The 13,382-nt window shown below is 74.0% G+C and carries 9 protein-coding genes; 1 reads left to right on the top strand and 8 read right to left on the bottom strand.

The window, feature by feature from the left end; all coding sequences use genetic code 11:
- Positions 1 to 10: 10 nt before the first annotated feature.
- The 7 genes from RBJ77_RS40660 to RBJ77_RS40630 all read right to left on the bottom strand — a co-directional run bounded on the left by RBJ77_RS40660 (position 11) and on the right by RBJ77_RS40630 (position 10,699).
- Entirely contained in the window at positions 11 to 2,695 is a 2,685-nt protein-coding gene (locus RBJ77_RS40660; protein WP_372349573.1) for an AAA family ATPase, read from the bottom strand.
- A gap of 187 nt (positions 2,696 to 2,882) precedes the next feature.
- A complete protein-coding gene (locus RBJ77_RS40655) occupies positions 2,883 to 4,577 on the bottom strand; it encodes a methyltransferase (protein ID WP_372349572.1) in 1,695 nt (564 codons plus the stop codon).
- A 135-nt stretch (positions 4,578 to 4,712) separates the two neighbouring features.
- Positions 4,713 to 5,879 (bottom strand): 4-hydroxybenzoate 3-monooxygenase, encoded by a 1,167-nt coding sequence (locus RBJ77_RS40650; protein ID WP_372349593.1) that lies wholly within the window; start codon positions 5,877 to 5,879, stop codon positions 4,713 to 4,715.
- A gap of 405 nt (positions 5,880 to 6,284) precedes the next feature.
- Positions 6,285 to 7,448 carry an acyl-CoA dehydrogenase family protein gene (locus RBJ77_RS40645; protein WP_372349571.1) on the bottom strand — a complete coding sequence of 388 codons (1,164 nt, stop codon included), beginning with the start codon at positions 7,446 to 7,448 and terminating at the stop codon, positions 6,285 to 6,287.
- 94 nt (positions 7,449 to 7,542) lie between these two features.
- Positions 7,543 to 8,595, bottom strand: coding sequence for an alcohol dehydrogenase catalytic domain-containing protein (locus tag RBJ77_RS40640; RefSeq protein WP_372349570.1), 1,053 nt, complete (start codon positions 8,593 to 8,595; stop codon positions 7,543 to 7,545).
- A complete protein-coding gene (locus RBJ77_RS40635; RefSeq protein ID WP_372349569.1) occupies positions 8,592 to 9,071 on the bottom strand; it encodes a DUF4334 domain-containing protein in 480 nt (159 codons plus the stop codon). Before RBJ77_RS40635 ends, RBJ77_RS40640 begins: the two co-directional genes overlap by 4 nt.
- Positions 9,068 to 10,699 carry a succinic semialdehyde dehydrogenase gene (locus RBJ77_RS40630; RefSeq protein ID WP_372349568.1) on the bottom strand — a complete coding sequence of 544 codons (1,632 nt, stop codon included), beginning with the start codon at positions 10,697 to 10,699 and terminating at the stop codon, positions 9,068 to 9,070. The genes RBJ77_RS40635 and RBJ77_RS40630 overlap by 4 nt, the downstream gene beginning before the upstream one ends.
- Positions 10,700 to 10,892: 193 nt before the next feature.
- Between RBJ77_RS40630 and RBJ77_RS40625 the strand changes: the two genes are divergently transcribed.
- Positions 10,893 to 12,101, top strand: coding sequence for an oxygenase MpaB family protein (locus RBJ77_RS40625; RefSeq protein ID WP_372349567.1), 1,209 nt, complete (start codon positions 10,893 to 10,895; stop codon positions 12,099 to 12,101).
- A 77-nt stretch (positions 12,102 to 12,178) separates the two neighbouring features.
- On the opposite strand, the gene RBJ77_RS40620 is transcribed toward RBJ77_RS40625, so the two are convergent.
- Positions 12,179 to 13,342 (bottom strand): TetR/AcrR family transcriptional regulator, encoded by a 1,164-nt coding sequence (locus RBJ77_RS40620; protein ID WP_372349566.1) that lies wholly within the window; start codon positions 13,340 to 13,342, stop codon positions 12,179 to 12,181.
- Between the last annotated feature and the right edge of the window lie 40 nt (positions 13,343 to 13,382).

Raw genomic sequence — 13,382 nt, 5'->3', positions numbered from 1 at the left:
GCCGGGTGGCTCAGGCGTCCGGGCGGGCGGCGAGGGTCGCGCGGGCCCGGTCGGCCAGGGTGTCGGCGCCGCACGTCTCGGCGAGGTTCAGGGCGCGCCCGGCCTGGGTCAGGTCGCCGGTGGCCTCGGCGAGGTCCTGGCGGGCCAGCGCCTCCTCGTACGCGGACGGGGACGCGGCCAACTCCCGGACGGCGCCGGTGAGCAGGGCGCGGGCCCGGTCCGGCGGGGCGAGGGCGGCGGCCCGGCGCAGCGCCTCGCCGGTCGCGGTGCGGGTGCCGAAGGCCTCGGCGCCGCGGCGGGCCCCGGCGACGAGGGCGGCGGCCCGGGCGGGTTCCTCGTCGGCGAGGAGTTCGGCGAGGTCGAACTCCCACGGCGACCAGAGGACGTTACGCCTGCCGCGGCGGGTCATCGACCTGGCCGTGGCCTCCAGTTCGGCCCTGGCGTCCTTGGTGCGGCCGAGCGCGAGGAGCAGCCGGGCGCGGACGGAGCGGGCGTCGGGCAGGATCAGCGCGTCGGGGTAGGGCGGACCGAACGCGTAGTCGTCGGCGAGGCGTCGGGCCTGCTCGACGTGGCCGCGGGCCAGCAGGGTGTCGAGGAGGAGGCAGACCGCGTCCCACTGGACGGTGGCGCGGCCGGTGACCCGCTCGGCGAGCCGCAGCCCCTCGCGCAGATAGGACTCCGCCTCGACGAGCCGCCCGCGTCTGCGCTCCACCGCGCCGCAGAGGACGTGCGCGAAGGCCAGGTGGGCGCCGCTCCAGCCGTCGATCTCGAAGGTGCGCAGCGCGTTGCCGAAGAGTTCCTCGGCCTCGTCGAGCCGGTCGACGTAGGCGAGCGTGATGCCCAGCAGGGCGGGGATCTCGAAGCCCCATTCGGTGTCGGTCCAGCCGAGTCCCGGCGCGAGGTGGCCGTCGGTGAGGGCGCGGTCGCACAGCTCGGCGATCCGCTCGGCGTCCTCGCCGCGCAGCATCGCGTCGAAGGCGCGCAGGGTGAGCAGCGCCCGCTCGGCGTTGTCCGTGCCGGGCAGGGTGTCGGCCAGCAGGGTCAGCTGTTCGGAGCGGACCGATCCGTCGTCCTCCTCGGCGAGGAACGCCTCGTACATGAAGCCGGCGGCGAGCAGGCGCAGCCGCTGGAAACCCGGCCGGGTGGTGGCCGCGGCGCCCGCGACGCAGTGGGCGGCGGCCGCCATCTCGTTGCCGTGGGCGAGGGCCTGGGCGAGCCGCAGGGTGGCCTCGATGCGCAACTGCTCGGTGAGGCCGGGCAGTTCGAGTGCGGTGCGCAGGTGGTGGACGGTGGTCGCCGGGGAGGAGAGCAGACAGGCGCAGCCGAGCTCGAACTGGACGCGGGCGCGTTCGTGGGCGTGCGGGGGTTCCTGCAGCGCCCGCTCCAGGCAGCGGCGGGCGGCTTCGGGGGCGCCGACGGCGAGGTGCTCGGCGGCCGCGTCGCGCAGCAGCCGGACCGCTTCGTGGTCGTCGTCGGGGTGGGTCTCCAGGAGGTGCCGGGAGATCGCGGCGGGGCCGTGTCCCGACCGGGTGAGCCGTCGGGCGGCCCGTCCGTGCAGGGCGGTGCGGGTGGTGGGCGGCACGCTGCGGTAGACGGCGGTGCCGACCAGGGGGTGCTGGAAGTCGAGCGGGGCGGACGGGTCGTCCGGGTCGGTGCCGTCGGCGGCCTCGGCGAGGACCCGGGCCGCGCGCAGCGACCGCACGCGCGGCCGGGTCTGTTCGAGGGTGAGTCCGGCGAGGTCGGCGGCGTCCTGGACGGTGAAGTCGGTGCCGAGCACGGCCGCGGACCATGCCAGCAGATGGCATTCCGGGTCGAGTTCGCGCAGCCGGGCCACGAGGCCGCTGCCGCGTGCCGTGTCGGCGAGCTCGCGCAGCACGGGGGCGGACGCCTCGGTCGGCGGCAGCGCGCGGGCGGAGCACTTGGCGAGGAGTTCGACGGTCTCGTACGGGTTGCCGGAGGTGACCGCCCATACCTCGTGGCAGAACACGGCGTCGGCGGGGTCGCCGAGCGCGCCGTGCACGAGGTCGCCGGTGGCCTCGGGGCTGAGGGTCTGCAGGGTGACGTGCAGCCGCGCGGCGCGGGCGAGCCGGCGCAGGTGGGCGGACGCGGGCGGCCCGTCGGCGAGTTCCTCGGGGCGGTGGGCGACGACGAGCAGGACGGGCAGCTCGGCGAGCCGGTCCGCGCAGGAGGCCAGCCAGGTGAGGCTCTCGGCGTCGGCCCAGTGGGCGTCGTCGGCGACGAGGAGGAGCGGGCGCGGGCCGTCCGGGGTGGTCAGCCGGGTGCGGGCCAGCTCGGCGAGCAGGGTGTCCAGGGCGTCCCGCACGCCCTGCGGGTCGGCGGGCCCGGCCGTGGGGGCGGCGAGTCCGAGCGCGGGCCCGGCGACGGTCATCGCCCGCCGGGTGCGCGGTGCGGCCAGGGGCAGGCCGTCGAGCGGGCGGCCGAGCAACTGCCGCACGAGGTGGAAGGGTTGGTGGGTGGTGGACTCGCCCGACCTGGCGGTGCGCACGGTGCAGGTGGCGCGCGCCGCGGCCTCGACGCGGGCGAGCAGCGCGGTCTTGCCGACGCCCGCCTCCCCTCGGTAGACGATCACTCCGCCGGTGTGCCGCGGTCCGCGCAGGGCGTCCAGCGCCCTGCGCGCGGCGGCCGTCTCCACCTCGCGCTCGAACAGCCGGGGTGTCGAGGGTGTGGCCGTCATTCCTGCCCCATCGGATACGTCGCCGTGTACCGGCCACGCACATGCTGAGGGCATGCGCGGGTGGTCTGTGCGGACTTCGACGCTAGTACCGGAATTCGGGGTGCGGGAGGGGTTCGGGGCAGTTCCCCCGAGGGGGTGCGTCCGCTTCCGCCGGGTCCTGCCCCGGCGGGGCAGGACCCGGTTCCGGTCAGTTCGCGGTGCCGGACCTGCGGACGTGCAGCACGCTGCCGTCGAGCGGCAGGGGCTGGTGGGAGACGAGGGTGAGTCCCGCGTCGTCGAACAGCCGGGCGTAGTGGTCGGCGGTGCGTTCGCGGCCCCCGACGTTGCACATCATGTGCAGGTCCCAGGCGGTGGCCAGGGAGGCGCTGCCGTCGGCGGGCAGCAGCCGTTCCACGACGAGCAGGTCGGCGTCGGCGGCCATGGCCCGGGCGCAGTGCCCGAGGATCTCCCGGCACCGTTCGTCGTCCCAGTCGTGCAGCACCCGGGAGAGGACGTAGACCCGGGCGCCCGCGGGCACGTCGGCGAAGTCGCCGGTCCGCAGGGTGCAGCGCGGACCGTGCCCGGCGGCGTCGAGCGCGGCCCCGGCCGCCTCGACGACGTGCGGGCGCTCCAGCAGGGTGCCGTGCAGACCGGGGTGTGCGTCGAGGATCCGGCCGAGGAGTTCGCCGGTGCCGCCCGCGACGTCGACGACGGTGGCGCCGGGGGTCGCGGCGGCGGCCACCAGGACCGGGTGGTGCGGCACCGGGTCGAACATCCGGGAGCCGGCGGCCATGGACCGGTCGAAGAGGTCGGCGAGGTGGGGGTCGCGGGCGAAGTGCGCGAAGTGGTTCTCGCCGAAGACGTGCTCGAAGCCGACCTGGCCGGTGCGCACGGTGTGGGCGAGCGCGGCGAACGACTGGTAGAACGGCCCGCCGTAGAGCAGCGCGAGCGGACGCATCGATTCTGCACCGCCGGTGCGCAGCAGCAGTCCCGGTCCGGCGAGCCGGTACCCGCCGCCGGCCGCGTCGGGCGTCACCACGCCGACCATGGCGAGGTACCGGAGCAGTACGCCCAGGTTCTCGGCGTCGGCGCCGGTCCCGGCCGCGAGTTCGGCCGGGTCGTACGCCTTGTCCGGGTCCATCACGTCGGCCACCCGCAGCTGGGCGAACGCGGCCAGGGCCTGGGTGGTCCAGGCGCCGGTCAGCAGGCGCAGCAGGGCCTCGGCGGGCTGCCGGACGCGGTGCTCCTCCAGGTGGGCCGCGAGCAGGGCGCGGTGGTCGCCGGGTACGTACAGCTCGACGCGGCGGCAGGGCGCCGGTGCGTCGTCGGCCGTGGCGAAGTAGAAGACCGTGCCGTCCTCGTGCGGGTTGTAGCCGCCGCCGTCGGGCACCGCGCCGTGCCGCCCGAACGCGGCGCACAGGCCGCGCAGGACGAGCGGGTCCGGGTCGGCGACCTCGAAGGCGACGTGGGCCTCGTGCTGGTGGCGGCGTTCGTGCGCGGCGATGTCCGTCAGGCCGGAGCCGGGCGGCACGGTCAGCGCGAACACCTCCACGGTGCGCCGTTCGCCGTCGCGGCCGGTGACGGCGGGCCGCAGGATGCCGACGTCCAGGTCCGCGAGCGCGCGCCGGTGGCGGCGGGCGAGGCGTTCGCGCACCACGACGCTGGGCCGGGTCTCCTCGGCGCGCAGGCCCGCGTCGGCCAGCGTGGCGTGCAGGGCCCGCTCGTCGGCGGGGAAGAGCAGGAGCGCGGCGTGGGCGAAGCGGCACCGCTCCACCAGGGTGCGCAGTTCGGGGCCGGTGAGGCCGGGCAGCAGCAGCGGCAGCAGGCTGCCGCTGTCCTGCTCCCTGACGAAGTCGACGGTCGCGCGCAGACGGGCGGTGTCTTCCGACAGCGTCGTGATCATGCTTGAGGGGTCCTCGTTCCACGGTGCGGATGAGCTGGAGTTGCCAAGGGATGAGGGGATGAGGGGATGAGGGGATGAGGGGATGAGGGGATGAGGGGATGAGGGGATGAGGGGATATGGGGGTGAGGGGGCGGGCTAGACGCCGACGTAGTGCTCGGCGAACCAGTCCTGGAAGCTGCGGGTGGTGCGCAGCGAGGCCATCCGGGAGTGCCGCAGCCTGCGCTGGAACCGTGCCTCGTCGTCCGCTCCGGACGGGGCGTGCAGCAGCGCGATCATCCAGTACGAGAACTCCTGGGCCCGCCAGATGTGTTCGAGGCAGCGCGCCGAGTATCCGTCGAGTCCGGCAACGTCGCCCGTGACCAGGGCGTCGCCGAGGGCCCGGGCGAGGAGTTCGGCCTCCAGGACGGCCAGGTTGGCGCCCTTGGCGGCGGAGGGGCTGATGAGGCTCGCGGCGTCCCCGGCGAGGAACAGCGCACCGTGGCGCAGGGGTTCGATGACGTCGGACTCCAGGTCGATCACCGACCGGTCGACGACGGGGCCGCGGCGCAGCGGCCCGTACTCCGCCGCGCGCATCCGCAGGTCCAGCTCGTCCCAGATCCGTTCCTGCGACCAGGCGTCGGGCGCCGCGCCCCGCTCGTACTGGAGGTAGTAGCGGGTGACGGTCGAGGTGCGCGCCATGTGCCCGGCGAATCCGCGGGCGTGGGTGGCGTAGCCGACGGCGTCCAGGCTGGGCGGGGCCTCGGCGAGGAGGCCGAGCCAGGTGACGCCGTGGTCGCGGTGGTGGTGGCGGACGGTGCCGGGCGGCAGCGAGCGCCGGGCCGCCCCGTGCCGGCCGTCGCACCCGGCGACGTAGCGCGCCCGCCACCGTCCGGGGCGGCCGTCCGGGGTGCGCACGCTCACCGCGGGCCGTCCGCCGTCCGCGTCGTGCACGGCGACGGCCTCGACGCCGAAGTGGATCCGGCCGCCCGCGTGCAGATAGGTCGCCAACAGGTCGGTGACCAGGTTCTGTTGCGGGTACACGGTGTGCGGTTCGCCGCGGCCGAGGCGGCTGTAGTCCAGCCGGAACCGTCCGCCGTCGGTGCGGAACTCGCAGGTGCAGTGGGTCAGGCCGCGCCGGGCGAGGCCGTCGGCCAGGCCGTGCCGGTCCAGGACGCGCACGGCGTGCGGGGCCAGGAAGCCGGCCCTGGCCCGGTTCTCGACGTGCGTGCGCCCGGCACGCTCCAGGACGACGCAGTCGATGCCGCGCGCCCTGAGGATGTTGGCCAGTACCAGGCCCGCCGGGCCTGCCCCGAGAATGACCACGTCAGCCGTGGTGTCGTCGACGGCCGAAGTGCCGTGCGCCTCTGTCACGAGGCGGGAGTCTATGCACACAAAGTCCCCCCAATTCCCGCATGTCACCTGAACGTACGCGGTGAATCTTCGAATACCGGGCGGCGGCTCCCGCGGCCCGACGGCCCGGGTTCCGGCAGAACGCCCGCAATCCCCCTCCGAAGGAGGATCCCGGACCGTCCCGGAGCCATCAAGTGCCGTTTGTTCAGGGCGAGTTGGAGGAACGCCTTCCGCGTCGAGGCGGGGTGACGCGGTGCGGGGTCGGGGGAACGACACGGGTCCGGCCGGGCCGACCCGCCGGACGAAAACGAGGTGGCCACCCCGGTGAACCGCGCCGGGGTGGCCTTGACGAACCTGCTTGCCGTGTCGCCGGCCGGTCTAGAGACCGAGGTCGCGCGCGACGATCTCCTTCATGATCTCCGTGGTGCCGCCGTAGATGGTGGTGATGCGGGAGTCGAGGTAGTCGTGGGCGATGCGGTACTCGAGCATGTAGCCGTAGGCGCCGTGCAGTTGGAGGCAGCGTCCGACGATGTCGACGTACTGCTCCGTGGCCCAGAACTTGGCCGCGGCGGCGTCGACGGCGCTCAGTTCGCCGCGGGTGTGCCGGGCGAGGAGGTCGTCGATGTAGGCGCGGCCGACCCGGGCGGTGGTGACCATGTCGGCGAGCTGGAAGCGGGTGTTCTGGAAGGAGCCGACGGTGCGGCCGAACGCCTTGCGCTCCCTGACGTACTCCACGGTCCGCTCCAGCACGCCCTCGATGGACGCCACGGCGTTGGCGGCGATCGAGATCCGTTCCTGGGGGAGGTTGCGCATCAGGGACTTGAAGCCGGAGCCCTCCGCGCCGAGCAGGTTGGCGGCCGGCACGCGGACGTCCTGGAAGAAGAGTTCGCTGGTGTCCTGGGCGTGCAGGCCGATCTTCTCCAGGTTGCGGCCCCGGGAGAAGCCGGGCCGGTCGGCCTCGACGACCAGCAGGCTGATCCCGCCGTGCCGGTCGGGTCCGGTCCGTACGGCGGTGACGACCAGGTCGGCGTTCTGCCCGTTGGAGATGAAGACCTTGCTGCCGTTGACGACGTAGTCGTCGCCGTCGCGGACGGCGGTGGTGGCGATGCCGGCCAGGTCGCTGCCGGTGCCCGGTTCGGTCATCGCGACCGCGACGATCGACTCGCCGGCGGCGATGCCCGGCAGCCAGCGGGCCTTCTGCTCGTCGTCGGTCAGGTCGGTGAAATAGGGCACCACGATGTCGCTGGACAGTCCCACTCCGGCGAGGCCGTCGGAGACCGGGTGGCGGGAGAACTCCTCGCCGATCACCGCGTTGAAGCGGAAGTCGGTGACTCCGCCGCCGCCGTACTCCTCGGGGATGTTGAAGCCGAGGATGCCGGCCCGGGCGGCCTCCTGGAACAGCTCGCGGTCGACCTTGCCCTCGGCGCGCCACCGGTCGGCGTGCGGTGCGGCGTGCTTGTCGACGAACGCCCGGACCGTCTCGCGCAGTAGTTCGTGGTCGTCGTCGTACAGCGACCGTTCGGCGCGGATCGCACTCGTCATCAGGACTCCGATCTGGGCTGATCTCGTACATGGGGCAGGGAGCGGGAAGGCGGTGGGAAGCAGGGAACGGGAGAACGGGAGAACGGCGGAGGGGTCAGCCGGGCGGGATGAGCACGGGTTTCAGCGTCAGGCCCGCGCGCTGGTCGGAGACCGCCCGGTCGAAGTCGTCCAGGGGGTACGTGGTCACCAGGGCGTCGAGGGGCAGGCGGCCCTCGGTGTGACGCCGGATCAGTTCGGGGACGAGCAGCGAGGGTTCGGCGTCGCCCTCGACGCAGCCGCGCAGGTGCAGCCCCCGCAGCATCAGGTCCCGCACGTCGATGCCGGCGGTCGCGGGCCCGAGGCCGACCACGGCCAGCGCTCCCCGGGGCCGCAGCAGGGCGAGGGCGCGGGTGATCGCCTCGGGGCGCCCGGTGGTGTCGAGCGCGTGGGTGACCGAGGGGACGGGGTCGTCCAGGGAGGCGACGGCCAGTGCGCCGAAGCGGACCGCGAGTTCCCGGCGCGCGGCGACGGGCTCCGCCACCACGACCTCCACGCCGTCGGACAGGGCGGTCAGGGCGGCGGCGGTGCCGACCGCGCCGGCGCCGACCACCAGGAGCCGGTCGCCGGGGGCCGGCCGCAGGACGTTGAGCACCGCGCCCGCGCCGGTCAGGAATCCGCAGCCCAGCGGGGCGGCGACCTCCGGCGGCGCGTCGCCGACCGGGACGCAGGACCTGGCGTCGGCGAGCGCGGCCGCGGCGAACGACGACTGCCCGAAGTGGGCGCCGAACACCGGGACGTCGTCGACGCGGATCGTGGCCGTCCCGTCGAGCCGCCGCCCCGACGCGTTGAGCGCGCTCGCCAGGTCGCAGTAGGCGGGATGGCCCGCCCGGCACTGTCCGCACCGGCCGCAGGACGCGAAGGAGATCACGACGCGCTCCCCCACGGCGAGCGTGTCGACCGCGGTGCCGGTCCGCTCGACGATGCCGCACCCCTCGTGACCGAGCACGGCGGGCCGGTCCCCGAGCGCCTTGCGGGTGACGAGGTCGGTGTGGCAGACGCCGACGGCCTCGATCCTGACGACCACCTCGTGGGCGCGCGGATCGTCCAGTTCGGCCTCGACGAGTGCGGTGGGTCCCGCGCCGCGGGAGAGCAGCACGGAGGTCCTCACTCGCGCTCCAGGCCGAAGTAGAAGTGCCGGCCCGCCGCGAGCACGAGTCCGGGCTTGCCGTTCATGACGCCCATGAGGGTGGTGTCGTCCACGCGCTTGAAGTGGTCGAGCACGGCCATGCCGTCGTACACCATCGTGGCGGTCACCTCGCCGCGGAACTCGACGTTCCAGAGACTGGCCCCGCCCCGTCCCGCCTCGGTGTCGGAGGTGAGGCTGCCGTCGTCGGCGCGGCAGATCAGCGGTTTGGCGTCGTCCAGCGCGTCGAACCGCTTGCCGTGCCAGCGGCTGGTGGCCAGCACCTTCTCGATGGGGTGGCCGGTCGGGAAGGCGAAGCCGCGCCACGGGCCGAGGATCGACGCCGCGTCGACGACGTCGAGGTCCGCCCACAGCGCGTCGAGTTCCGCCGGGTCGTGCGGGCCCTGCGCAGCCCGCAGGGCCCGCCACCGCTCGCCCACGGACGCCGTGCGGCCGCTCATCGCACACCGAGCCGGCGCAGCAGGGAGAGCTGGCCGTTGGTGCGGCGCACGAAGCCCTCCACCGCGCTCCGGCCCGGTTTCGGCGGGCCGAGCGGCATGAGGCGCTGGGTGGCGACCGTCTGGCTCTCGGTGTACTTGCGGATGCCCTCGGCCCCGTGCCGCCGGCCCAGTCCGCTGTCGCCCATGCCGCCCATCCCGGCCTCGATGCTGCCGGCCGCGGCGGCGGCGCCGTCGTTGATGTTGACCGACCCGGCGCGGATCCTGGCCGCCAGCCGGGCGGCGGCGCGGGTGTCCTTCGACCAGACGGACGCCGACAGTCCGTAGCTCCCCCGGTTGGCCAGGTCCACGGCCTCGTCGTCCGTGGTGTAGGAGTAGAGCGAGAGGACCGGGCCGAACGTCTCGTCGCCGCACACCGCCATCTCGTCCGTGACGCCTTCGAGGACCGTCGGTTCGTAGCAGAGCGGGCCGATCTCGGGTCGGGTCCGGCCGCCCGTGAGCACGGTCGCGCCCTTGTCCCTGGCGCCGTCGACGTGCGCCTCGACGGCGGCGAGCTGCGCCGCCGACGTGAGGGGGCCGAGGTCCGCCGCGTAGTCGTAGCCCTGTCCGAGCCGGAGCTCCCGCACCGCCCGGACGAGCTCGGTGCGGAAGGCGTCGTAGACCTTCTCGTGGGCGTAGACGCGCTCGATGTGGATGCACATCTGCCCGGAGTTGGCGAAGGCCGCCACCACCGTGCCGGCCGCGGCGGCGGTGACGTCGGCGTCCTCCCGCACGATCAGCGGGTTCTTGCCGCCGAGTTCGAGGGAGGCGCCGGTCAGCCGTCGCGCGGCCCGCTCCGCGACGGAGCGCCCGGTGGCGGTCGACCCGGTGAAGCAGACGAAGTCGACGGCGTCGACCAGGGCGGTGCCCACCACGGGCCCGGGACCGGTGACGATCTGCCACAGCCCGGCCGGCAGCCCGGCCTCCGCCATCAGGTCGCGCGTCCACAGCAGGGTCAGCGCGGTCTGCGCGTCCGCCTTGGAGACCACGGCGTTGCCGGCCAGCAGGGCCGGCAGCACGTCGCCCACGCCGAGGTACAGGGGGTAGTTCCACGGGGAGACGATGCCGACGACGCCCTTCGGTACGCGCACCTCCCTGACCTTGGTGAGGCCGGGCACCATGCCGCGCACGGAGCGCGGCGCCAGGTAGTGCCGGGCGCGCCGCGCGTAGTGCCGGGCGATGGCCGCGACCTGGGCCACCTCCTGCCAGGCGTGGTAGCGCGCCTTGCCGGTCTCCCACTGGATCAGGTCGAGCACCCGGTCCTGCCGTTCGAGCAGCAGGTCGTGGAAGGCGAGGACGACGGCGCCGCGGTCCCTCAGCGGCGTCCGCGCCCACGGTGCCCGGGCCGCCCGGGCGCCGGCCACCGCCGCCTCGACGTCGGCGGGGGTGCAGACGGGGACGGCCGCGGTGGGTGCGAGGTCGAACGGGGCGACGGCCGTGGTCGCCGCACCGCCGTCGGGTCCGTCGCCCGACGCCTCCCGGGACACCCACCCGCACCACCGCGCGATCGACTCGTCCGTCACCCACCCGGGCCTGGAGCTCGTCGTCGCAGGGCTGGGCGGTGCCGGGGTCTGGTCCTGCTCCGTGGTCATGCGGGCTCCTCGGTCGTACGGGACTGGATCGATCCGGAACGCCGTGGCGCTGCCCTTGTCGATGGCAGCGCGCCTCGCTATGTTAATCAAAAATCACATCCTGGAACAAGCTTCGAGCCGTGCAGGCAACGCCAACTCCCGGTGATACAAGGCGTGATGAGCCGTACGTCCTACCAGGAAAGCGAGCAAGTCAATGAGCAATCTCAGCCGCAGAAGAGTCCTGTCCCTGGGGGCGGCCCTGGGCCTCGTGGGCGCGGCGGGCAGCACCGACGCCTGGGCGTGGTCGTCGGCGGGTTCCGTCGCCGGCGCCGGATCGGGCACCGACCCGGAGTACGTCTGGGACGACGAGGTGGACCAGCTGCTGGTCTCCCTCTTCGACAACGGGCAGATCCCGGCGGTCAACACCGCGATGGCGTCGTGGGTGAACAACAACGACCCGCTGCCCAGCGGTCTGCCGACCGAACTGACCGCCTATCTGAAGAACGTCAACAAGCTGCCCTCGTGGGCGGATCCGGTGAAGCTGGCGCGCGCCGCCGACTTCAACCGCCGTAAGGACACGTACCTCTTCGTGCTCTACGGCCTCGGCAGCGGGATCATGAGCACCGTGATCCCGCGCGAGGCCAAGAGCGTGTACTGGTCCGCGGGCGGCGCCAACATGAAGGACCGCGCGGCCAAGACGTTCACGTTCGGCTACGACCTGGCCCAGCTGAAGGGCTTCGAGCCGACGGGCCAGATGGTGGTCACCGCCAACAAGACGCGTCTGGTGCACGCCGCCGTGCGGCACCTGCTGCCGCAGTCGCCCCACTGGACGGCGGTCGCGGACCAGAAGATCCCGATCAGCAACGCGGACATCCTGGTCACCTTCCACAGCCTGGGCACCTTCGTGCGCAGGAAGCTGCTCGACTGGAAGGTGCCGTTCCCGGCCGCGGACCAGGAGGCCTTCCTGCACAGCTGGCAGGTGGCGCTGCACCTGCTCGGCGTGCGGGACGAGTACATCCCCAAGACGTGGGCCGACGCGGAGGCCCAGTCGGGCCAGGTGCTCACCCCGATCCTCTCGCCGACGACCGAGGGCATCGAACTCGCCGAGGACCTCCTCGGGCTGACCGCCCAGATCGACCTGGGCGTCACCCGCGGATTCCTCAACGAGTTCGTCCGCTACGTCCTCAGCGACGAGATCGGGGACTGGCTCGGGCTGAAGCGCGACTACGCGTCGGCGACGCTGATCCGGACGGTGTGGCCCGCGTTCATCCTGTTCCGCGAGGGGCTTTCGCCCGTCGCGCCGGGGGCCTTCTACCTGTTCGACCAGTTCGTCCGTGCCCTGGCCATGGCCTTCCTCAACAACGGCAGTTCGGGGACGACCACCCCGATCGTGATCCCGACGGGGAACCGGGCGGGCTCCTGAGCCGTCCGGCGCGTCGCGCACCCCGCCCGTCCCACGGCCCACCCGCCGCGGGACGGGCGTCCGCGCGGTCCGTGCGCTCAGAGGCCGAGCGCGCCCACGACGAGCCCGGTGACGGCGGCCCGCCGGTCGGGGCCGTCCCGCCAGCGCAGGCTCCGCCCGGCCTCCACCACCACGCCGAACCCGGCGTGCACCAGGACCCTGGCCTGCCGCGGGTCGAGCTCGGGGCGGGCCAGCAGCAACTGCTGCTCCCAGACGGCGATGTGCTCGCGCTGCGCGAGGACCAGCGGGCGCTGCAGATCGGCGGGCAGACCGCCGAACTCGGCCTCGGCGACGCTGGTGAGGGCGGTGTGCTCGAAGCTGTACGCGACGTAGGTCGACGCGAGGGCCACCACGGCGTCCCGCGGATCGGTCACGTCCTGCAGGCTCTGGTCCACCGCCTGGGCCAGCAGCCCCGCGGCCTGCAGGCACGCCGCCGCGAGGATGTCGACCTTGCCCGGATAGTGGCGGTAGAGCGCGGACGGCGCGAGCCCGACCGCCTCGGCGAGCTGGCCGTTCGTGACGTTGGCGAAGCCGTCCCTGGCGAACAGCGGGACGGCGGCCGCGAGGATCTCGGCGCGCCGGGAGCGCGGCACCGGCAGGACCGGCAGCTCGACGGGGCGTGCGCTCCCGCCGGAGGCCCCGGGGGCGGTGGCGACCACCCGCAGGGCGCACGCCGACAACAGGTCCTCGACCCGGCGCTGGGCGATGGAGGTGCGGTGCATGGTGATGGAGCCGATCGCGCCGAGCGCCGCCACGACCCGCAACTGCTCGTCGGGCAGCGCTCCCGCGCGCCGCACGGCCTCGGAGACCCGTCCGACGACCCGCCCGAACTTGGCCCTGAGCAGCCGGCGGTCCTCATGGTCGAGGTACCTGGCCTCCCAGCGGTACACGCCACCCGACGCCCGGTGCGCGACGGTGACCTGGGTGAGGGCGGAGAACACCGCCGCCGGGTCGGCGTCGGCCGGCAGCTCGTCGAGCGCGGCCACCAGCCGGTCCACCATGGTGTGCGCGCACTCCGCGAACAGCGCGTACTTGTTGGGGAAGTGCCGGTACAGGGCCGCGGCGGTGATCCCCACACCCGCGGCGATCTCCTCCATCGACGCCGCGTGGTAGCCGCGCTCGCTGAACAGCCGGCCGGCCGCCTCGACGATGAGCTGCCTGCGGTTGCGGGGGCGCGTGGCCGTGGTCGGCTCGGCGGTCATGAACGCACGCACGCATGCGGGGACAGGGCCATGCGGCCAG

Source organism: Streptomyces sp. KL116D (assembly GCF_030766975.1).
GTDB classification, from domain to species: Bacteria; Actinomycetota; Actinomycetes; order Streptomycetales; family Streptomycetaceae; genus Streptomyces; species Streptomyces longispororuber_A.
The sequence above is the reverse complement of the archived record's forward strand: the minus strand, read 5'-3'. Positions and strand labels throughout refer to the sequence as shown.

Excerpts from the sequence above, each read along its gene's own strand:
- RBJ77_RS40620 (WP_372349566.1), bottom strand. The coding sequence starts at position 13,342 with ATGACCGCCGAGCCGACCACGGCCACGCGCCCCCGCAACCGCAGGCAG.
- RBJ77_RS40660 (WP_372349573.1), bottom strand. The coding sequence starts at position 2,695 with ATGACGGCCACACCCTCGACACCCCGGCTGTTCGAGCGCGAGGTGGAG.
- RBJ77_RS40655 (WP_372349572.1), bottom strand. The coding sequence starts at position 4,577 with ATGATCACGACGCTGTCGGAAGACACCGCCCGTCTGCGCGCGACCGTC.
- RBJ77_RS40635 (WP_372349569.1), bottom strand. The coding sequence starts at position 9,071 with ATGAGCGGCCGCACGGCGTCCGTGGGCGAGCGGTGGCGGGCCCTGCGG.
- RBJ77_RS40625 (WP_372349567.1), top strand. The coding sequence starts at position 10,893 with ATGAGCAATCTCAGCCGCAGAAGAGTCCTGTCCCTGGGGGCGGCCCTG.
- RBJ77_RS40630 (WP_372349568.1), bottom strand. The coding sequence starts at position 10,699 with ATGACCACGGAGCAGGACCAGACCCCGGCACCGCCCAGCCCTGCGACG.
- RBJ77_RS40645 (WP_372349571.1), bottom strand. The coding sequence starts at position 7,448 with ATGACGAGTGCGATCCGCGCCGAACGGTCGCTGTACGACGACGACCAC.